The sequence below is a fragment of the Komagataeibacter oboediens genome, from assembly GCF_018491655.1.
GTDB lineage: Bacteria > Pseudomonadota > Alphaproteobacteria > Acetobacterales > Acetobacteraceae > Komagataeibacter > Komagataeibacter oboediens.
Genome location: NZ_JABLUU010000012.1, coordinates 88,328 through 110,695, shown reverse-complemented (window position 1 = coordinate 110,695; position 22,368 = coordinate 88,328). Strand labels below are relative to the sequence as shown.

General features: G+C 60.6%; 12 protein-coding genes. 10 read left to right on the top strand and 2 right to left on the bottom strand.

The features are described from left to right. On the bottom strand, nucleotides 1–7,746 hold a 7,746-nt coding region (locus HNO79_RS11115; RefSeq protein WP_214176808.1), incomplete at its 3' end, for a DUF4347 domain-containing protein. 548 nt (nucleotides 7,747–8,294) lie between these two features. On the opposite strand from HNO79_RS11115, the gene HNO79_RS11110 reads away from it, so the two are divergent. The 5 genes from HNO79_RS11110 to HNO79_RS11090 all read left to right on the top strand — a co-directional run bounded on the left by HNO79_RS11110 (nucleotide 8,295) and on the right by HNO79_RS11090 (nucleotide 15,601). Then, nucleotides 8,295–9,956 carry a TolC family protein gene (locus HNO79_RS11110; protein WP_244987518.1) on the top strand — a complete coding sequence of 554 codons (1,662 nt, stop codon included), beginning with the start codon at nucleotides 8,295–8,297 and terminating at the stop codon, nucleotides 9,954–9,956. A gap of 98 nt (nucleotides 9,957–10,054) precedes the next feature. Next, the gene (locus HNO79_RS11105) at nucleotides 10,055–10,864 is read left to right on the top strand and encodes an efflux RND transporter periplasmic adaptor subunit (protein ID WP_214164558.1); all 810 of its coding nucleotides are present in this window, start codon (nucleotides 10,055–10,057) and stop codon (nucleotides 10,862–10,864) included. 21 nt (nucleotides 10,865–10,885) lie between these two features. Next, nucleotides 10,886–12,220, top strand: coding sequence for an efflux RND transporter periplasmic adaptor subunit (locus HNO79_RS11100; RefSeq protein WP_214164557.1), 1,335 nt, complete (start codon nucleotides 10,886–10,888; stop codon nucleotides 12,218–12,220). Between the two features lie 22 nt (nucleotides 12,221–12,242). Next, the gene (locus HNO79_RS11095; RefSeq protein ID WP_214164556.1) at nucleotides 12,243–14,348 is read left to right on the top strand and encodes an HlyD family efflux transporter periplasmic adaptor subunit; all 2,106 of its coding nucleotides are present in this window, start codon (nucleotides 12,243–12,245) and stop codon (nucleotides 14,346–14,348) included. A 197-nt stretch (nucleotides 14,349–14,545) separates the two neighbouring features. Further along, nucleotides 14,546–15,601: an NAD(P)-dependent alcohol dehydrogenase gene (locus tag HNO79_RS11090; RefSeq protein ID WP_214164555.1), complete on the top strand. Its 1,056-nt coding sequence runs from the start codon at nucleotides 14,546–14,548 to the stop codon at nucleotides 15,599–15,601. Nucleotides 15,602–15,735: 134 nt separating this feature from the next. Here HNO79_RS11090 and HNO79_RS11085 read toward each other — a convergent pair whose 3' ends face one another. Further along, nucleotides 15,736–16,974: a cation:dicarboxylate symporter family transporter gene (locus HNO79_RS11085; RefSeq protein WP_214164554.1), complete on the bottom strand. Its 1,239-nt coding sequence runs from the start codon at nucleotides 16,972–16,974 to the stop codon at nucleotides 15,736–15,738. Between the two features lie 533 nt (nucleotides 16,975–17,507). On the opposite strand from HNO79_RS11085, the gene HNO79_RS11080 reads away from it, so the two are divergent. The 5 genes from HNO79_RS11080 to HNO79_RS11060 all read left to right on the top strand — a co-directional run bounded on the left by HNO79_RS11080 (nucleotide 17,508) and on the right by HNO79_RS11060 (nucleotide 22,367). Continuing rightward, nucleotides 17,508–18,422 carry a carbamate kinase gene (locus HNO79_RS11080; protein ID WP_010515421.1) on the top strand — a complete coding sequence of 305 codons (915 nt, stop codon included), beginning with the start codon at nucleotides 17,508–17,510 and terminating at the stop codon, nucleotides 18,420–18,422. A 6-nt stretch (nucleotides 18,423–18,428) separates the two neighbouring features. After that, the gene (locus HNO79_RS11075) at nucleotides 18,429–19,334 is read left to right on the top strand and encodes an oxamate carbamoyltransferase subunit AllH family protein (RefSeq protein ID WP_214164553.1); all 906 of its coding nucleotides are present in this window, start codon (nucleotides 18,429–18,431) and stop codon (nucleotides 19,332–19,334) included. Nucleotides 19,335–19,351: 17 nt separating this feature from the next. Beyond that, nucleotides 19,352–19,759, top strand: a complete 408-nt coding sequence (locus HNO79_RS11070) for a GlcG/HbpS family heme-binding protein (protein ID WP_010515423.1) — start codon at nucleotides 19,352–19,354, stop codon at nucleotides 19,757–19,759. A 105-nt stretch (nucleotides 19,760–19,864) separates the two neighbouring features. Then, on the top strand, nucleotides 19,865–20,650 hold the full coding sequence (locus tag HNO79_RS11065) for an IclR family transcriptional regulator domain-containing protein (protein ID WP_214164552.1): 786 nt from the start codon (nucleotides 19,865–19,867) through the stop codon (nucleotides 20,648–20,650). Between the two features lie 190 nt (nucleotides 20,651–20,840). Then, entirely contained in the window at nucleotides 20,841–22,367 is a 1,527-nt protein-coding gene (locus HNO79_RS11060; RefSeq protein ID WP_048856465.1) for an ABC transporter substrate-binding protein, read from the top strand. Nucleotide 22,368: the final 1 nt, after the last annotated feature.

Below are 22,368 nucleotides of genomic sequence, written 5' to 3'. Positions count from 1 at the left end.
AGACTGCGCCGTGTCCTCCGTCACCTGCCACGATGCAGGCTGGTTGCCTGTCACTACCGGGGCATCCGGGTTGGTGTTGTCGGCCACCACGTTGGGGGCGTCATTGACGTTTTCATCCATCAGCGCAACGCTGTCGGATGCTGCCGAATAGGCCGACCCCGGCGTATTTATACCCGTTCCCAGCCCCGTCGCGGGCAGGGCCGAGATGCTGCCATTGGCCGCACCGTCAAACTGATCCCATGCGCGGAAGGTCAGGGCGTTGTCCAGCCTGCCGTTCCAGTTCGGGTCGGTGGACTGAAAATAGATTCGTGCCTGTCCATTATCAATCAGATGCAGTGCGTTGCCATTACCGACACTGACCGAAGTGCTACTTCCAGCGAATTCGGTCCATGTCCTGCCGTTATCGGTACTGTACCACCATGTCCCGTGCGTCGTGTCGGCATTGGTGATGGCGATGCCTGGCTGCGGTGTCGCCCCGGCGACATTCTGCCCGGTCAGGTCTGTGCCGTCGGGATCGGTCACATTGGCCGCGCCCCCGGTCGTACCGACATATCCGGCAAGCTGCGACACCGCCGTCCCCACCGCGCCCTGCGGCTGCCCGGAATCCTCCTGCCCGTAAAGGGGGGAGATATCGCCAAATACCGGGGAATCATTGGCGGCAGTGACGGCAATCGTACCGGCGGTGACCACAGGGGTGGCCGACCCGTTTTCCAGCACGGAGATGCTGACATCACGCGTGCCTTCGGTCGGTGTACCGGTGCTGTTGTAATATTTTACGCTGGCCAGTGTGGCCTGCCAGTCCTGCAGCGTGGTGATCTTGCCCGCCGTCAGCGTAAGGGTGCCGGTGGACGTGTCCATGCTGGCGGTAATGCCGCCCGTGGCTGCTGCGGCCAGCATGTCCTGCGCCGTGGCGGACCCGAGATGCACCGTCACCTGCTGGACTGAGTCCACATCGACACCGGCGGCATCAAGCGGGGAAACGGGATCCAGTACGGGTGAATCATTACTGGCTGCAACCTGCAGCGTGCCGGTCGTGACCGACGGGGACGCCGCGCCGTTTTCAAACACCGATATGCTGACACTCCGCGTCCCTTCGGTCGGGGTATCGGAACTGTCATAATATTTCAGGCTGGCCAGCGTGGCCTGCCAGTCCTGCAGCGTGGTGGCCTTGCCTGCGGTCAGCGTAAGTGTGCCGGTCGTAGTATCCATGCTGGCCATGATGCCGCCGGTGGTTGTCGCGGTCAGCATGTCTTCCGTCCGGGCGGCCCCGATCTGGACCGTCACGGACCCGATCGACCCCACGCCTGCGCCCGATGCATCTTCCACCGATACATATGGCCCCAGCGCGATGGCCGCCGCCGCTGCGGATGTATCATTGGGTTCGACATAGGCTCCGGCAACAAAAGACGTGCCGCCAACGCTCACACGGGTCAGCATGGGCGTGCTGGTCTGCACGCCGCCCGTGCCCTGTGCCCCGGTCGTGACCTGCTGGCCCGCAAGGTCGGTGTTCCCATCAGAGAACGTCGCCCCCAGCGTCACATCCAGCTGTGTTGCCGCATCACTGCCCGTGGGCGTATAGGTGTAGGTCAGGTCCTGTGCCAGCGTGGCGATGTCGGCCTTTGTGGCGGATGCGTTGAACGCCACCTGCAGGACGCCCCCCTTATCCGTATAGGTGCCGATATCGGTGCCATTTACGTTCACCGTGCCGTCACCCGCCAGCGTGACCCCACTGCCCGTCTGCGTGCCGAAGCTGTCGGTGGCTGAGGGCGCGGCCTTACCATCGACATAACGCTGCACCACAAGCGTGGTGCCGGCATAGGAATAGGTGCCCCCTTCCGCCGTGGTCAGTGCATCCAGTTCGCTGTCAGCCACCTGCACGCTGCCGTCATCCTGCCCCAGCGCCGTGGCTGTGCCCGATGTGGTCGTATGGGGCGTCGTATCCTGCCAGCCCGCGATGGTTGGTGCGGTATCGGGCAGTTCATAGGCCAGATCGGCATGGGTGGCGGACATGCCACCTGTGGTGTCCGCACTGACCTGGGTCACGGTGCTGCCCGCCGTGCCATCGCGGTCATAGACCTGTGTCTCGCCCGTGGGCAGGCCATCTGTACCGCCGGTCGTGGGTACGCTGACCTCCGCCATGGCGGCAGATGTGGGCGTGCCATAGACCGGCACCAGAGCTGCGTAATCACCACTGGCATCTGTCATGACGCCAGACTGCACCAGCCCCGATCCGAATATACCGTCCTGGCCGCGCGCGGTTACCGTGACCCCGACCCCGCCCAGGGCGGTGTCGACGGCGCTGTCATACGTGCCCGGCGTATTGCCCAGCGCCTGCCATATCTGTCCCGACAGGGTGCCCAGCCCCATCGTAACGGAAGAGACGTAGGTATCCGCACTGTCTGTAGACGAACCGTCGCGGCTCTGGTCCTGTCCGCCGGATGGCGTGGTGTCCGCCTCGTTCAGCGATTTCCACGTCACGTTCGTGGTCGTTTCCGCCAGTCCTTTCTGCAGATCCGCCAGCGATACGGTGTAGGTTACGGTCTCACTCTTACCTGCGGCCAGCGCCATGCCACTGGTGGTAATGGCGTTCGTGGTCGCATCATATCCAGGCAGGCTGCCATCAGGATTGAGCGTACCATTTATCGTACCCCCCCCCGTCGCCGTGGCGGAGACATAGTTCTCCTGCCCCGCAAGCAGCGGGTCGTCCAGCGCCACGTCATAGGCCGTGGCATGCCCGGCATTGCTCACGGTATCGACAAAGGTGACGGTGCCATTAGCGTAATCGATCGACTCAACCGTCTTGCGCAGCGTAAGGCTCGGCTCCTTTACCGTCTCCTGTACGGCACTGGACGTCATATTGGTGGCGCCCCTGCTGGCAGAAAGCGTTTCCTTCAGGGACGTGCCATCCTTGTCGGCCGTCGTATTGGCCACCGTTCCCGTCACCTGGATGATGCCGTAATTGGGCACGGACGACATATCGTTATTGGTTACGGTGCCCAGATTGATCTTCAGCAGGGTCTCGCCCGCCTCGCTGGTGGTATCCGTTGTCACCACGCCCGCGACCGAATTCGGGTCCAGCGTAAGCTGTGACTGAGCACTGGCGTTCAGCACGAATGTCTTGCCATTGCCCGACAGGGTCAACGCCGTACCATCCGTTCCTTCGTTGAACTGCAGGCCCGAGGCATCACCCAGCGTGGAGGACGTGATCGCCCCCCCTTCACTGGCCAGCAACAGGCGCAGGGAATCCATGTTCAGGTCGATATTCGTGGGCACCGCAATAGTCAGCACCACGTTGCCGTTCTGCCCCTTGGGGATCGTGACCTCGCCCTGCAGGGTGATCGTATCACCCGGCACCGTATTGTCCGCCGTGACGGGCGAGGTGGACGAAACGCCGGGTGTGGTTGCATTGCCCTCACCCACGATGTCCAGCACGGCCGTATAATTACCAACGGTCGGGGCGGTATCCTGCGCCTCCCGGGAGTAATTCTGGGGCGTATCGACCGTGGTGCCATCCCCTGCGTCCAGCACGTCAGCCGCAGGCGCCGAACTCCAGCTATAGGTATCCGTTACCGGCAGGGTGGTGCTGGCCGGCAGGTTGGATGCGACCGTACCGGTAATGGTGTAGGTTTCCGAAGCCCCCGGGGCCAGGCTGGCCAGCGTGCTGGTGGCATCAAATGTCGAACCGTCACTGGCGGGCGTGATGGTATAGTCCTTGAGATCCGCCGTGATGGCGGGATCATGCGTGATGTCGTATGCCGTGACCTTGCCGGTATTGGTCAGGGTGACGGTATAGGTGACCTGTTCGCCACTGTACAGCGGCTTTCCACCACTGTTGTCCGTAATGGTTTCGGACAGATCGGGCGTGCGTTCGGTCACGGTTGCCGTGGCCGGCCCGGACGTGCGCGCGGTATCCGTGCCCGTGCCGTCCTGTGCGGAATAGTTCAGCACGGCGGATGTCGTGATCTGCGCACCATCCGCCGGGGCACTGTTCTTGCCATAATAGGCATCATACGTCAGGGCAATGGTACCTGTCGTATCCGTGTTGGTATTGGTGACCGTCTTGCCCAGGTCAAACGTCAGGGTCGTAGTGCCATCGGAATTCTTGACAGGCGTGAGCAATGTTACGGAAGGGGACGTGACGCCAGTGCCCATGGTGTAGGTAAAGGAACCGGGGACATAATCTTCCCCCTTGGGCAGGGTTTCGGTCACGGTGACATCATTGCCGCCATTCGAAATCGAACCTTCGGGCAGCGTAACGGTAATGGTGGTGGGACGTGTCTCGCCACTGACGATCGTTCCGCTGGACGCACCCGACGCATCCACTCCGTCATTGACCGGCAGGTCGGATGCGCCAATGGTCTTGGTTATGGTGGGGGCGGATATGGTGACGCTGGCGGGATCCGCAATATCGGACGCCTGACCGCCCAGTGGCACGCCATCGCTTACGAAGCCGTTGCCTTCCGCCACCGCGCCGGGACTGTTGCCAAAGTTCACGACATGCGCACTGGCCGTCAGCGTGTCACCCGCGTTCTGCGTGGTTGGCAGCGTCAGGTCATAGGTAATGGTCAGGTCCTGGTTCTGGGCCAGAACCATGGCGGTGGCCGACGTGGCCGGTATGGTCAGGCCGCCGGTGGTAAAGTAGCTGGCTGCCGCCGCTGTTGCATCGGTCGCGGAGGAATAGACAACCGAGCCGTCAGGGCGCGTGACCTGGAAGTTCTTCACATCCGATGCGCTGAATCCTGCAGGCAGCGTACCCGCCACCGTCAGGTCGTACATGCCGCCTGAGCCGGTATTTTCAACGGTGGAGGCGATACGCACGGTGTCGCCGCCATTTGCGCCACTGGCGTTCAGGTCATCCACGGCGCTGATGCCGCTGGTGGGCGTGCCGGTATAGGCCCCGCCAGTGGTCCCGGCCGCGTTGAAGGTACCGGTGGGATCGGTGCTGCCCGCCTCCCCTGCCGTCTGGGCCGCATAGGTAACGGACTGGTTGGCTCCATCGTCATCCGTAACCGAGACGATACCGGTCCTGAGTTCGGCCTCCGGCTCACCAACGGTGATCGACTGGAGCGCATCGCCGGGAAGCGAGTCACCCTCTCCGTTGGTCAGGACGGACTTTTCCTGGCTTGTCAGGCTCAGGCCATCGGCGAACGGGCTGGAGGTCGCCTTGACGGTAAACAGCACCTGTACCGCGTCATTCGACGAAACAGTGGGATTGCTGCCCATGTTGAAGGTGACGCTGTTGGTCGTGGCATCGGTCGAGACGGTGACATTGGCCGGGGCCGGATTGGCGGTCGGATCGGTATCACCAGGCATGCTCAGCACGCTGTAGGTACCCACCTTCTGGTCAGCCATGGCCGTGCTGGCCGCCGCCGTGAACGTTGATGCACCCGTGCCCGCCGGGTCGCCTGTATCATATAGCGGCAGGGGCAGATAGGATGACAGGTCCAGCTTGCTGTAAGTACTGGTCTGGAGGTTATAGGTCGCCTCATAGGTTACTGCATCACCGGCATGGATGACCGGAACCCCTTCATCCGGGGTAACGGGCACGCCGTTGATGGCCACGATCTGCAGGTCGGTTGACCCCTTGGGCACTTCAAGACTGCTGCCCGTGCCATCCTGCGCGCTGGATACCGTGCCATCCGGCCCCGTTACGGCCGCGCTGACCGTAACGGAACTGCTGACCGTATCGTCTTCCGTCACCGGGTTAACCGTGGAAGAGCCGACGTAATCATCAAGAACCGTGCTGGCGTAGCTGATCGTCCCCTGCTGGCCCTGCCCCATGGGCGGCAGGTCATGATCGGTCAGGTACTGGCCGATATTCATCGTGACCGTAGTCTGCCCGCTGGCATCCTGCGTATAGGACCAGTACTGGTTGGAGCCGGACTGCTGGATCGTCTGGCCATTGACAACACTGGTAACTGCGTTGGTCACGGCCCCAAGCTGGACGACCTGCTGCGTGCCCGTGTCGTCCGTATAGGTAAAGGTCGGGTCCGTTCCGGCCTGCAGGGTCTGACCGTCGTTCAGCACGGCGCTGACCTTCATGCCGGTGCTGGAATAATAATCCGAATTTTCGATGTGGATGTCATGTGTCACGGTGTCACCGGGCATCACCTGCCCCGCAGCCAGGCCGGACGAACCGGTGACCGTGTCCGTTTCCTGCGCTGCGAACGCCTTGGCACTGAATACCGTGGAGGACGTATCCACGGTCTGATCCAGCGTTACGGGTTCGCTGGTGGTACCGGGCGCGGTCCAGTTGCCGGTATAGGATATGGTCGTGGCGGGGATTGTCGTGGGCCCCGTCGTCCCGCCAGACGTGTCGAGGATGGCATTGCCCGCCGCATCCGTCTGGCCGACATAGACCGGGATATCGACCTTGTAGGGGGCATCCGCGCTGTATGCCACGCTGTCCAGCACGATATGGACCGATCCCCCTGCGGTCGAACCCGCCGCGGCAGGAACATAGGTCGCCGTGCCGCTTATGGTTTTGCCATCGGCCCCGGTCAGGGTAATGGCCCCGTTTGTGTAATTGACACTGTCTGGCAGGGCGACATCCAGCGTCATATTCTGGATCGGGTTGTTCGCCGTCGCCTCGGACGGGGTAACGGTGACCTCGTAATTCGCGGGGTACGAAGGGCCGGTTGGCACCTCGTCCTCACCACGGGGTGATGTCGTGACGCCGGCGCTGACCTGCACAAGGTTCTGGTCAACGGTATTGACCTGTACCGCGCCCTGTATGGTCGGGTCGGTGCCGGGGTCATTCAGGGCATCGGCGCCATACTGGTAACCACCGGCCGCCGCAATGATGATGGGCGCGCCCGTGCCGCCGGGCGCACTGACGGATTCAGTCGTATTATTGGAAAAATTCGCCGTCAGGGTAATGGACGGCTCATTCGGCGTGTAGCTGCCGAACGGAAGGGACACGACATACATCTTGTCGCCCGCCTGGAACCCGGCAGGTGCAGCGACAAACTGCGGCTTGCCATCCGTGCCGCTACTGTACGGATTATAGGCGCCCACCGTACCATTGACATCCACCAGCGTGACAGCCCTGGTGTTCAGACTCTGGCCAAGATAGGTGACGGAGGAAAGAGGGGTGTTCTGCGTCGAGTTGGTCGGAGCGAATATCTCGACAAATGGCGCGTAGCCGACACCGTTCGACGCATTGTTGGCAAGGGTAATGTCCTGTGAAAAGGAATTGCCCAGCAGGGTACTGGTGCCCTGCGTATTCGTGATCGTGACCGTTGCCTGAGGGGCATCCAGTACACTATCGTAATCAGCTTCCGCAGTGGTGGAAAACGGCGTGTCCACCGCCACCCCGTCCAGTCCCGATGTGCGTTCCAGCGTCCAGTCGCCACCAAGCGCCCCGAGGCCCGTGGCATCGGTCGAGGCGGCAACGCCCGCGCCGGTCAATGTATGCAGGTCATCAACGAACGCCTGTCCCGCACTACCCTGCCCCACGTCACAGCCCCAGAACAGGATCTGCCCGTTCTGCGCCATTGCATCGCCCCACTGGGACACAAGCGCGCTGTCGGCCATGATGGTCGCGGCATTTATGGTCGTACTGCCAAGCTGGATTTCACCCGCCTGTCCATAGGTCAGGAAACTGACACTGCTGAGCTCGTGCTGGTGGGACAGCACGCGTGAGACGACGGACATGCCATCACGCGTGTTGTCCACCACCACCACGCCCACGTTATTCCCCATCGCGGCGGTCAGTTCGCGCCAGTCGCTGACGCGGGAATCCACGAAAACTATATCAGTGAAACTGTCTTTTTTACCACCATCGCGTTCATGATATGCCTGAACACTACCTGAAGCTGCGGGTGTCTCTGGTAATGCGCCGACGGATTCTTCCACAACGGGGGCATCGTGGGCGTTTTCCCCCTGGTGCCCATGCTTCAGGTCTGCACCATGGTGATGGGAGACATGCGATATGCTGCCATCAAAGAGATATCTCTGCTCAAGAATCAGCCGCATGGAAAATCCGTTTTTTCATTTATTTAAGCGCCAATACCAGAATACCCTGTCATGTAACCATTTGGCCCAGGATCAGTACCAGCACGTGAATGGCATAGAGATGCACTTTTTCAACCATTCATTCAATCTACAATTTTTTTCTCCCGTTACAACAATTCGAGTTGACAGGAATGCGATTGGCACATAACTCTCTGGAAAAATCAAACATAGTTCTGATACACAACCAGTCGATACACTTAATATAAAACATTAATTATGCGTTTATATTTTGTGATATATCTTTGATATTTTTTATACCTTAATAAATCCGGAAGTTCATGGCAAAGCCTGTGATGCAACAGATCAACCGTAGCAGGGCGCGTTTGGCCTCATGCGCAGCACTCTCCACGATCGTGTTTCTGGCGGGATGTGGCATGCGGCCCAAGCCCATGCCGCTGGCCGAGCATATCAAGCGTGCCGATGCGGACCATGCCACGATCGAGGCGCATTATGTCCCGTTAAGCGGCGACCTGACGCTGGGCACCGCCATCGCACGCGCGCTCAAGTTCAATTATGATTCACAGGTTGCCAAGCTTGAGATCAACCAGCAGGAAAAACAGCTTGACCTGGCATTGATGCAGATGCTGCCGCGCCTGTCCGCCGATGCCGGCTATACTGACAGAAGCAACAACAATGCGGCTGAAAGTATTGATGAATTCAGCAACCAGCGTTCGCTGGACTATTCGTATTCCGAAATGCCGACCCATGGCAGCGGCGACATAAGCTTTTCATGGAATGCAATGGATGCGGGGATCAGCTATTTCTCCGCCCGCCAGCAGGCTTTCCGCGCACTGATCGCCGTTGAACGCCGTCGGCGCGCCATCAATGACCTGGTAAAGGCCGTCACCACCAATTACTGGGAAGCTGCAGCGGCGCAGGTCATGCTTCCGCGCCTCGACCCCATCATCCATGACGCGGAAAACATGCTGGCGGCATCACAGGACGCGGGCAATGCGCACCTGCAGTCCCCGCTGACCCTGCTTGATTACCAGCAGAACATCATCCAGATCCTGGGTGAGATGCGGCGCATCAAGGATGAACTGGTTGGCGCGCAGATCCAGCTTGCCTCTCTCATCAACGTGCCGCAGGACACCCATCTCAACCTTGCCACCCACCCGCAGGACGTGCAGCCACTGGACCACATGGACATGCCGACGCTGGAACGCATGGGCCTGGTCATGCGGCCTGAACTGCGCATGGAAGTGTACCAGCAGAAGGTGGACCGTCAGGATGTCTATAAGGAGATCCTGAAGATGATGCCGGGCATCGGCGCCATCGGCAACGGGAATTTTGATTCCAATGCCCTGCTGTACCACCATATCTGGGGGCAGATCGGGGTGCGCGCGACCATCAACCTGATCAACATGATCCAGGGACCGCGCGCCATCGCGGTGGCCAAGGGGAATGTCAGGCTGTCCGAACTGCGCCGCCTTGCACTGAGTGTCGCCATCCTGGCGCAGATCAACCTGAGTGCGCAGAAATATGTCACGGCGGTGGATTTCCTCAAATCCTCCAGGCAGATCAACAATGTCAGCCTGCAGATGGAACAGCTCGCGGTCTCCGCTTCCGCCGCGGGGGCCCAGTCCGAAGCCAACCGCGTCCGCCACCAGATGGCCGCCCTGCTGGGGCAGCTTGAATACAGCCGCAGCCTTGCCCACACCCATCAGGCGCTGGCTGACCTGTATGCCTCCATCGGGGCTGATCTTGTGCCCGCCAATGCGGACATACAGGACCTGACTCATCTGACGGCGCAGGTCGAACATTCCATCAGCCAGTGGGAAGACGGACGCCTGCCCGACCTGACACTGCCCGATAACGTCAGGTCCCCCGATGCAGGCGACAAAACGGTACCGGTTGCAACACCCGTGCCGCAGGCTGCCCCTCCCGCCTCCCCGGTCGCCCAGACGCAGGCCCCGCCGCCTGTCCCGCAGGCGGGCTGATCGCCCTCCGGGGTAACAGTAAACACACCCAACAAAGACTGATGCGCAATAGCTGGTGCAGATTGTCTTTTATATTCTGGAATGCCGGTTTTTTGCACATGCGCTCCTTTCTGTCTGCTCCTGCCCTGCTGCTTGCCCTCGCACCCTGCATGGCCCTTGGCCAGACAGCACAGCCCTCACCTGCGCCATCCAGCAGCCCGGCAGGGGCACCGGCAGAACCTGCCCCGGCGACCGAGGCGGACAGCGCAGCCGGCCATGCGACCAGCGTGCAGGTAACCGCCCCCATGAGCGCACAGATCAGCGCCAGCATGTCCGGACAGCTGGAAAAATTCCCTTTCCGGGACGGTGATCATTTCCACAAGGGCGACGTACTGGCCGAATTCCGCTGTGGCCAGCAGAAGGCCACTCTTGCCCATGCCCGCGCCGAATATATCAAGCGCCGTGGCCTGCTGGATGTGCAGAACAAGATGAAAGCACTGGGGCAATGGAGCGTATCGGACCTGCAGTCGGCAGCGGCTGATGAACGTGCCGCCAATGCCGATCTGGAAATGGCGACTGCCGTTGTGGCCCAGTGCACGGTCGAAGCCCCGTTCGACGGTCGCGTTTCCAATACCATGGTGCACAATTACCAGTATCTTTCTCCCGGCACGCCCATGCTGGAAATACTGGATGATACATCGCTTGAACTGTCCATGATCGTTCCATCCATGGAACTGCGCAATCTTGCGCCGGGCACCCCGTTCAGGATTCACATCCTTGAAACCGACGCCACCTACCCCGCCACCATTACCCGCATTTCGGGCAAGGTGGACCCGGTCAGCAAGACCATCAAGGTCTATGGCAAGCTGGTCAGGCCCGCACCCGATCTGCTGCCCGGCATGACGGGCGAAGCACAGTTCGGAAAGTGAGGACCATGTGACGGCCACGTCATGATGTCCCCACCCGATCCCGCCCGCATGCAGTCCGGACGACAGGCCGCGCTGCTGCGGCTTTCGGTGCTGGTGCATCAGTGCGAGCGCCTGCGCACCTGCCCTGCAGATGAGCTGGATTTTGTGCTGGTCAACGAAACCCACAACCTGCTGCCCTATCAGCAGGCCGCGCTGTATCGGGTGGACATGGCGGGAATGGCGGCAGTATCGGGCACGGCGGTATTTGATCCATCTGCCCCCTATGTCCGCTGGCTACGCAGGGTGTTTGACAGCCTTGCGCCCCAGACGACGCCCGCGCTGCTTGACCCTGCGGCGCTGCCCGCGGATGTGCGTGATGAATGGCAGCAATGGCTGGCCCCGCATGCCGTCCTCATTCCCCTGTCGGGGCGACATGGTCCGGTGGGCACATTGCTGGTTGCCCGTGCCGAGGAATGGACACAGCCCGACATCCAGGCCCTGGGCATGATTGGCGGCGAATATGCCGAAAGCAGGCAGCTTGTGGCGTCCCGCCCTCCGCGGCCACGTAACCGGCGGGTACGCAGGCGTGTGGCGGCCATGGCGGCGATTGCCGTGGCTGTCGCCCTGTATCCCGCCCATTCATGGGTGCTGGCGCCGGCGGAAGTCGTGCCGGTGGAGCCAAGCTATGTACGCGCGCCCTTCGCCGGAATCGTGCACCAGCTTGATGTCGCCCCCAACACGCCGGTGCGCGCTGGCACGCCACTGGTGGAACTAGAACGCGCACAGCTTGAAAGCCAGTATCAGGTCGCCCGCAAGGGGCTGGAGGTTGCGCGCACCCAGTATGATGAAGCCATTCAGGCCGGCATGCTGGATGCCAAGGCCCGTGCGCAGGCAGGCGAACTGAAGGGCCGTATTGACGAAGAAGCGGCCCAGATGCGTTACCAGAGCGAACTGCTGCACCGTGCCACCCTGACCGCGCCGATAGACGGGCTGGCACTTTATAACGACCCCTCCGAATGGGTGGGACGCCCGGTTGAGGCAGGCGAGCGTATCCTGATGGTCGCCCCGGCCCTGTCCCGTCGCATCGAAATCCGCCTGCCGGTGACCGAAACCGCCCATTTCGATCCCGGCGCGCGCGTGCGTTTTTTTGATAACGTGCATCCCGACCATCCGGCGGACGGGCATCTGGTGTTCACGTCCTATGCCAGCACGCCCACCCCTGCGGGCACATTGGCCTATACGCTGCGCGCCGATCTGGACCATGATATCCGTCTTGGCCTGCGCGGGACGGTGCGTATTTACGGGCCGCGGCACATGCTGGTGCTGTGGGCGCTGCGCAGGCCACTGGGCGTGGTACGGCAATGGCTGTCGTTCTAGTTTGCCGGGCGGGACGTGCGGCATGAACGCCCCTGCCCCATGGCCTGCGCTGCGTGATGACCTGGAACTGCTGCGCGGGCCCGTCGTAACCGGCGCACCCACATGGACACTGTATGACCCCGCCCGCCACCGCTATATCCGTCTGGGCGGCATGGAAATGGAGATCCTGCAGCGCTGGGACCTGGCGGACCCGGCCGCCATTGCCCGCGTGGTACGTGAACAGACCACGTTCGCCGCACGGCCCGATGATGTCACCGATCTTGCCGCCTTCCTGCGCCGGGCCGGGCTGACAACGGCACAGACTGGCGCGGACAGCGCCCTGCTGGCCCATCAGGCCCGCAGGCCGCCGCTCCTGTCATGGATCCTGCATCATTATCTGTTCCTGCGCGTGCGGCTGTGCAATCCCGATCCCATGCTGAAACGCTGGGTGCCGTGGACGAACTGGATTTTCACCCGCCCGTTCTGCATCGGGCTGGGGCTGGCGGTCATGCTGGCCGCCTTTGTGGTGATCCAGCAGTGGGGTCTGTACTCGGCCGGGTTCATGCACCTTGTCACCCCCGAAGGAGCGGTCGGCATCGCCCTGGCCCTGACATGCAGCAAGGTTGTTCATGAACTGGGCCATGGTATTGCCGCACGGCATTGCGGCTGCAGGGTTCCGGCCATGGGGGTGGCCTTTCTGGTGCTGTGCCCGGTGTTATGGACAGACACGACAGATGCGTGGCGACTGGTCAGCGCGCGCGCGCGGCTTGTAATCGACTGCGCCGGCATGGTGGCTGAAATCATGCTGGCGACCCTTGCCACGATCCTGTGGAGCCTGGTGCCCGACGGGCCGCTGCGTGACGGGCTGTTCACACTCAGCAGTTCGACATGGCTGCTGACGCTGTCGGTCAATCTCAGTCCGCTCATGCGCTTTGATGGATATTATATCCTCTCCGACCTCATGGGCATCCCCAACCTGCAGGAACGTGCCTTTGCATGGACACGCTGGCGCACGCGTAAATTCCTGTTCGGGGTGAATGACCCGCCACCCGAGGCCTTTCCCACACGGCGTGGCGACATACTGGTTGGCTACAGCATGGCCACGTGGCTGTACCGCTTCTTCCTGTTCACGGGCATTGCACTGGTTGTCTACCACGCGGTCTTTCCGGCGCTGGGTATTGTGCTGATGGGAATTGAAATGTGGTTTTTTGTCGCGCGCCCCATTGCAGGAGAACTGTTGGAATGGGTAAGACAGGTCCTGCATGCGCCCATGAACCGCCACGTGCAGATGACCGGTGGCGCATTTGCCCTGCTGCTGGCGCTTCTGGTCCTGCCATGGAACCACAGCATACACGCCCCTGCCGTATTACGGGCACAACAGCAGGCCCCCCTGTATTCGGACGATGCGGGCACCGTCATGCACCTGCTGCCCACAGGCAGCATGGTGCAGGCAGGGCAGATCGTTGCCGAACTGCGATCACCACAGCTTGATCATGACCGCGCGGTATCCATGGCGCGGCTGGACACGTTGCAGGCGACACTGTCGGAACGGATGTTTGGGGTGGAAGATACCGCGTCCCTCGATGATACGCGCGAGAAGATCGAACAGGAAACCGCCGAGCGCCTGCGCACCGAGGCCGCGATACGGCAGATGACCATCCACGCGCCCTTTCCCGGTCAGCTTGTTGACGTGCCGCCTGAAATCCATGCGGGCGATACCGTGAAACAGCATGAATATCTGGGCACGGTCATATCCCCCGACAGCCCGGCCGTCGAAGCCTACGTGCATGAAACGGATATCGGTTTCATCCATCCCGGCGCGCGGGCCAGCTTCATTGCCGATGATCCTCATGCAGCGCGGGTCATGGGACATGTGCAGTCGATTTCGGTTGCATCCGTGCCTGAAATCGATGCCCAGGAACAGGCCTCGACATATAACGGTCACATCAAGGCGCACCGGGACGAAACAGGCCACAGGCTGTTACCGGAGGAAGCGGTCTATCAGGTCTTCATCCGGCCTGACCGGACGTTGCCCCCCGTTACCCGACGTATAAAGGGGGTGGTGCATATCCATGCCACGGCAACCAGCTTCATACAGCGGACCTATCGCAAGGTGGTTGCGGTCTTCATGGGGGAAGCGGGTTTGTGACCCCGTGCCCGGACAATTGATCGACAGACGCCAGCCACGAACACGATCACATTATCACCATAGACGCCTGCCGCCCTTGACCGGGTTGGCGCCCTGCCCCCCGAATACCCGGAATGGCTGATCGCACGCCTGCCGTGCGGATGCCATGGCGGACGCATCACCCAAATCCGCCTGACAGGAATTGAAAGGATCCGAACATGCTTTCATGTGTTGGTTACGCCGCGACTGCCGCGGATGCGCCACTCAAGCCGTTTGCCTTTGACCGGCGCGATACCGGTCCTGATGACGTGCGCATCGATATCCTGTACTGCGGCGTCTGCCATTCCGACCTGCACCAGGCCCGCAATGAATGGCAGAATACGATCTATCCCTGCGTTCCGGGCCACGAAATCGTGGGGCGGGTGGCGGAAACCGGGTCGTCCGTCACCCGGTTCAAGGCAGGCGACATGGTCGGCGTAGGCTGCATGGTTGATTCATGCCGCGAATGCACAAGCTGTCGCGACGGGCTGGAGCAGTACTGCGAGACCGGCTTTGTCGCCACCTATAATGGCGAGGACCGGCACGGCCGCGGCATCACCTTTGGTGGGTATTCGCGCGCGATTGTGGTTGACCAGAGCTTCGTGCTGCGCGTGCCGGACACGCTGGACCCGGCCGCCGCCAGTCCGTTGCTCTGCGCAGGCATTACCACATGGTCACCGCTGCGGCACTGGAAGGTCGGCCCGGGACAGCGTGTCGGTATCGTAGGCCTTGGCGGCCTGGGCCATATGGGGGTCAAGTTTGCCCGCGCGCTGGGGGCGGAAGTCGTGCTGTTCACCACATCACCCGGCAAGGTGACCGACGGCCTGCGGCTGGGTGCGCATGAAGTTGTGCTGTCAAAGGATGCAGGGGCCATGGCCAAGGAACGCGGGCGGTTCGACTTCATTCTCGACGCGGTCGCGGCGGAACACGACATCAATGCCTATCTGGACCTGCTCAGGCGCGATGGCACGATGGTGCAGGTTGGCGCGCCGGAACAGCCGCTGCCGGTTTCCGTGTTCAGCCTGCTCATGAAACGTCGCAGCTTTGCGGGATCGCTGATTGGTGGCATCCCCGAAACACAGGAAATGCTGGATTTCTGTGGCAGGCACAACATTACTGCGGATATTGAAATGATCCGCATGGATGAAATCGAGACTGCATACGCCCGCATGCTCCGCTCGGACGTCAAATACCGCTTTGTGATCGACATGGCGACCATGCCGCAGGCCGCATGACCCGGATTGCCTGAGATACATCGCTTCCGTTCCAGCCATCCGTCATGCGGGGCCACGCACTGGGTGGCGGGAACAGGCCCCATTGTTACTGTGCCAACGATGGCGCACCAGCCTGCCGGCCGATTGGACACGGGTCAGTCCCGCATCAGCACATCCGCCATTTTTTCACGATCCAGCCGCCCTTCCCAGGCCCCGATCACGACTGGCGCCACGCAGTTCCCGGCCAGGTTTCCAACCGCGCGCGCAATACCGATGAACCAGTCCACCGCCAGCAGCATGACAAGGCTTGCAACCGGAATGGACGGAATGGCCGCAAGCGTTGCCGCAAGCACCACAATGGCGACACCCGGCACCCCATGCGCCCCCTTGGACGTCAGGAGCGCCGTGGCCAGCATGATGATCATCTGCCACGCAGAAAGGTGCGTCCCGGTCGCCTGCGCCAGAAAGACCACCGCCAGCCCCAGATAGATGGACAGGGCATCAAGGTTCAGGGAATACCCCGCTGGCACGACCAGTCCCACAACCTGTGGATCAACCCCCATGCGCCTGAGTTTTTCCATGACGCTGGGTAATACGGCATCCGATGTGGTGGTCGTGGACGTAATGACCAGTTCTTCACGGAAATAACGCAGGAAACGCCACGGACTGACACCCGACAGGCGCAGACAGCCGCCCAGTGCGATGATGATGAACAGCGCGATGACCACAAAATACAACGCAACGAAAGCGGCAAGATGCATGATGGCGGTCATGCCATACCGTGCAGTTGTCGTAGCCATGGCGCCAAAGACACCCAACGGCGCCAGGGCAATGATAAGCCGCATCATGCGCGCGAACAGGACCGACAGGGCATCGATCAGCCTGACCAGCGGTGCCCCGGCTTCCCCGATCAGGCTGAGGCAGCAGCCGAACAGAATGGCGAAAAACAGGATCTGCAGCACATTGGCCTGCGCGAACGCATCCGTCGGCGAACGGGGAATAAGCGAGAGGACGAATGCCGTAATCCCGCCTTCATGCAGGATCTGCGCATTGCGTGCATAGGACGCGACCATCTGCGCATCTTCCGCCGTTGGGGCGAACACGATGGAACGGCCCGGTTGCACCAGCATACCAATGCCGACGGCCGTAACCAGCGCGAAGGTCGTCATGATCTCGAAATACACCAGCGCCTTGATGCCCATGCGCCCGACGGCACGCAGGGAGCCCGCCCCCACGATGCCCATGACGACAATGCAGAACAACAGCGGGCCCACCGCCATGACAATCAGGCGCAGGAACAGGTCCGTGGTCCAGTGTGTCCGGCTGGCGAAACCAGGGTCCAGCAGCCCCAGTCCCAGCCCCGCCACACTGGCGATGACAACCTGCGTGAACATGCCCGGAAGCCATTTACGGCGGTATGACGGGGATGAAATGTGACAATCGCTCAAGCCAGCATCCTTGCAGACAGACGGAAATGATCATGAACCGGACAGTCATGACTTAACGGATATATGCACCCGCTGACCACCGTATGATACCAGAACCCTGTCCGTAATCCGTAAGTCTGGCAGGCGGGGTGCCATGATCCTGCATGGGATGAACCGCATCCGGGCAATCATATATCAATGCCGCGACAGACTGCCTGCGTTCCCGCACGTCGTTCCCGATGAACGTTTCCGTCTTCAGCAAAGACCGGGGCATGGGCGCCAGTATACCCGGCGCAGGGCGGAACACCGTTTCTGGCGCCACGTTCCGCGCGTCGTGGCGCCTTCATTACATGGCAATAACGGACCCGGTTGCGATGACAGGGGAAGGGCACGCACATGGCCACGCGAATCCGTTTCGATGTCAGAAATATAATTTGCTCATTAAGAACATTTGTGCGCACAGTGATATCCGTGAGGGCTTCTCATCATAAGGAACCGCAATGAAATCCGTCATCGCCCTTGGGGGTAACGCGCTGATGCAGCGGGGGCAGCCCCTGAGCATATCCGTCCAGCGTGAAAATGCCCGAATGGCCGCATGTGCCCTGGCAGGCATTGCGCGCAAGCACCAGCTTGTCCTGACCCATGGCAACGGGCCGCAGGTCGGCCTGCTGGCCATGCAGTCCCAGGCATTCAAGCAGGCCTCTCCCTATCCATTTGATATCATGGGTGCCGCGACCGAAGGCATGATCGGGTATATCCTGGAACAGGAACTGGGCAACGTGCTGGGCCGGGATGTGCCCGTGGCAACATTGCTGACACGTGTTGAAGTGGACCCGAACGACCCGGAATTTACCAGTCCAAGCAAATATATCGGTCCCCATTTTGATGAAGCGCAGGCGCAGGCATTAATCGACCAGTACGGCTGGACCTTCAAAAAGGACGGCCCGACCTGGCGGCGCGTGATCGCATCCCCCCACCCGTTACGAATTCTGTGGCACCGGCCCATCCGCTGGCTGCTGGACAATGGCGCGGTCATCATCTGTGGAGGCGGCGGAGGCATTCCTGTCATTTCCACCCCGGATGGCAGCCTGGAGGGCATTGATGCGGTTATTGACAAGGATCGTGTCTCCAGCCTGCTTGCGGTTCATCTGGCAGCTGACCTGTTCATCATCGCGACGGATGTTCCGGGCATATATGAAAACTACGGCACGCCACAGCAGAAACTCCTGACATCACTGACTGCAGGAGAACTGCAGCAGAAGGAATTTTCCAAGGGGTCGATGGGGCCGAAAGTCGAAGCGATCATCAATTTCGTGCAGAAAACCGGACGGCCCGCCGCCATTGGCTGCCTGTCGGAAATCGAGAAGATCATTGCCCGGCAGGCGGGGACGTGGATCATGCCCGATGCGAACTGAAATCCCGTGCCAGACATAAAACCTGTCATTGCTGGGTCGTTCATCCGGTCACGATTGCTGGGCATCGAAGGTAATGTCACCGTCCTTGCACGATTTACCGACTATATATATCTGGCTGTCGCGCATGCCGGTGATCCGGTCATTGTGGTCATTACACTGAATGGGGGTCGGGTCGGGCCACTATCCATCGTGCTGCCCGGGCACAGGACCCTGCCCCTGAACAGGTCTGCGCAGGGGCGCCTGCAGGGTGGTGTGATCGAAATTGATACCCTGCGGATCAACCTGCATCAGGCTCGGATACATGAATCGGAACTGAAGGCGCGTATGGCCCCGGCCCGGGTACCATCATGGCTGGACAGTGTGCTGCGTGACCTGGCCATCCTGCCCCGGCGCACGGCCATTCTGCCATCGGCGTCGGCCCCTGCATCACCATCGCCCGAAGCCCGCGCCCTTACCCGGCTTTTCCACGCCGGGCTTGTGTCGGGAAATGCACGCGACATTGCCACGGCTGCAGGCAGGCTTGCCGGACTGGGCCGGGGCCTGACACCGGGCGGGGACGATTTCCTGTGCGGGCTTATGGTCGCGGTCTGGTTTTCAGCACCCGACCCGATGCAGACCTGCATGCCCATCCTGACTGCGGTCCACGGGCAGACCACGTCATTGTCCTTTGCCTTTCTTGATGCGGCGGCCCACGGCCATGTCAGCGATACATGGCGGGATTTTCTGGCCCCCGTATCACGCGGCGCATTACGGACCGAGGCACTGAAAAACGTCATGGCGCCCGGTTTCAGTTCGGGGGAAGATACGCTTGCAGGTTTCATCTGGGGCATGCAGGCCATGCATATGCCACCTGCCGCCCTGTCCCCCATACCACTGGACACCCTGTCCGCCATGGGCGGCACACCCGATTGAAGGATGGATCAGAAAACATGAATATTCAGCTTCAGGATGCACAGGCCGCGATGAAAGCCGCAATTGACAAGGCCCGCGCGCTTGATATCGAAATATGCGTTGCGGTCATGGATGGGGGCGGACGGCTTGTCACGTTCGCACGGATGGATCAGTCCAACTGGGCCAGCATTTTCGGAAGCCAGGGCAAGGCGGCCACATCTGCCGCAACACGTTGCAAAAGCGGCGTCATACCACCTGAATCCGTTGTCATGTCGCGCATTCGGGAAATGGAGGGCAACAACCTGATTTATGCGAAAGGCGCGGTTCCCCTGTTCCGCGATGGCATGCTGATCGGCGCCATTGGCGTGGGCGGGGCAAGCGCCGACCTGGATGAAGCCTGCGCCGAGGCGGGGGCTACCGCCATTGGCTGCACGACGTCAGGCTGAGGTCGCCATTTCCCGCCCGCGCCGCGCGATCCGTGGGGCTGCTTCCCCTTTGCATAAAAGGAGGATTTGTTTTTTAACGAATGGATCTTTTAATTCCATGCGGACATGACAGTGCAGAACTCTACGGAAGAAATAAAAAAAAACAGGGGACTGGTCGGATCCCTGGCGCATGGTCTGAATGTGTTGATGGCTTTCGACAAGGACCATCCGCAGATGACGCTGTCCGTTGTGTCCGAACGGACCGGCATGGACCGGGCCAGCGCGCGGCGCTACCTTCTGACGCTATGCCACCTGGGGTTTGTGACCCAGTCCGGGCGCCTTTTCCGGCTGACGTCAAAAGTCATGGATCTGGGCTACAGTTTCCTGTCATCCATTCCTCTTGCGCAGAAGGCACAGCCCTATCTGAACATGATCCGCGACCAGACCGGGTTTCCCGTCGCCCTGGGCATCCGGGATGAACTGGACATCGTGCATGTCGCATCCGCCAATACGGATGAATTCGCATCCCCCGCGCTGACGATCGGCAGGCGCTTTCCGCTGGCCTATGCATCTGCCGGACGGTGCATCCTTGCGTTCCTGCCCAGTGAGGAACGTGACGCGATTCTCAAGCGGGTCAGGCTTGCACCCATGTCGGAATATTCCATCACGACCATGACCGGACTGCGCGCGAACCTGAAGGACACACAGAAAACCGGGTTTGCGCTCGTGGATCAGGAAATGCAGGTTGGCATCCGGTCGCTTGCCGTGCCGGTATTTGACCACAATGCCAATGTTGTCGCCTCGTTCAACACGTTTACATTCAGCAGCATCGTCCCCGAGGACGTACTGATCGAACGGGCGCTGCCGGCAATGCTGGATGTCGCCACGGAATTCGGCAAAACCATTATCTAGGTGGCGCATATTCCGCCATCTGGCCGGGGGATGCCGCATTCCACAGAAATTCGGCGTCTGCCTGCCACCGGATCTTTATTAAAATATTCCCCTGCGGAAAATTCATTTCGAATATGCACTTGCTTTCCGTGGCGCAAACCGTGTCTATTGTGAACATAAGTTTTCAATGTGATCATGGTGGGATGATGTGATGACGGGTTCTCCACGGCGGCTGCGCATTGGTGTGCACTACGAGCCCTCCAATATTGACCCCCATCTGGGGGCTGCTGAACTCGCACTCCAGATGACGAACGGGATCTTCGATACGCTCGTCAACAAGACTGTCGAAGGTGATTATCTTCCGGGTCTGGCAGACAGTTTTTCAATATCGGACGACCAGTGCCGGTATACTTTCTCCCTCCGCAGGGACGTACGGTTCCACGACGGCACGCCGTTCGATGCGCAGGCCGTGCAGGCAAGCCTTGACCGGGCGCATGACCCGGCCAACCGGTCCCAGTTGTCCGGCGCGCTTCTGGGCCCCTACCGTCAGACGAACATTCTTGACGCGCATACGGTGGAAATCATCCTGGACCAGCCTTATGCCCTGTTTCTGGATGCGCTGAGCCAGGGCTGGCTTGCCCCTGTGTCCCCCGCATCCATCCACGGGCTCGGTCCTGATTTCTGCAGGCATCCTGTCGGAACCGGACCGTTCCGTTTTGAACGGTGGGATGCCGGGAACTGTCTGGTCATCACGCGCAATGACGATTATGCGTGGGCGCCTGCACTGGTCGAAAACAGGGGGCCTGCCCATCTGGATGAAATCGTCTTCAGGTTCATTCCCGACGATGGCGCGAGAACCGAAGCCCTTCTGACCGGCGAGGTTGACGCCATTTTCGCGGCCAATCCGGCCGATGCGGCAGCACTGAGGAACCAGCCGGGGCTGTCCGTCGTCTGCTGGCCCATACGTGGCGTGCCGGTCAGCCTGATGATGAATACCAAACGGGCGCCTACCGATAATATCCATGTCCGTCAGGCCATTTCCTATGCGCTGGATGTAGACAGTCTTGTCACTGAAATATTCAGTGGCGAATTTACCCGTGCCTATGGGCCTGTGTCCCAGTATACCCTTGGTTATGAACCCCGGGTCGAAAAACTGTATCATCATGATATTGAAAAGGCCCGCACCCTGCTCGACGGGGAAGGATGGCTGACCGGCCCGGACCAGTTCCGCCACAAGGATGGCAGGCTGCTGGAAGTCGTCATTTATGTCCTGCCCGTCAATTTCTATCCGGAAATCGGCGCGTATGTAAAAAGACAGCTGGCGAAAGTCGGAATCGCGGTCAAGGTCGAACTCTGTGATGCCAGGACATGGATCAGGGCAGGCATGGATGGCGCCCATAACCTGATCCCGCAGGGCAAATATGCCAGTTCGTCCCAGTTGCTCAGCTTTGTCTATCATTCACGGCAGAGCGGCCAGAACGGATATGGCTGGAGCAAGCGGGGCGCTTCGGATTTTCCTGTTATCGATGAACTGATTGATTCAGCGGAAACCTGTATAAAGCCGGAAGACTACGTTCCGATTTTCAAACAGGTCCAGATGGAAGTCATGGAAGCCGCCCTGTGCATTCCGGTCCACTGCAATACAAACATCGTGTCCCACAAGAACAGCGTGACGGGGTTCAGGTTTGACGCCATCGGCGCCTACCCGCTTTTTCACGATACCACCATAACCCCCTAAG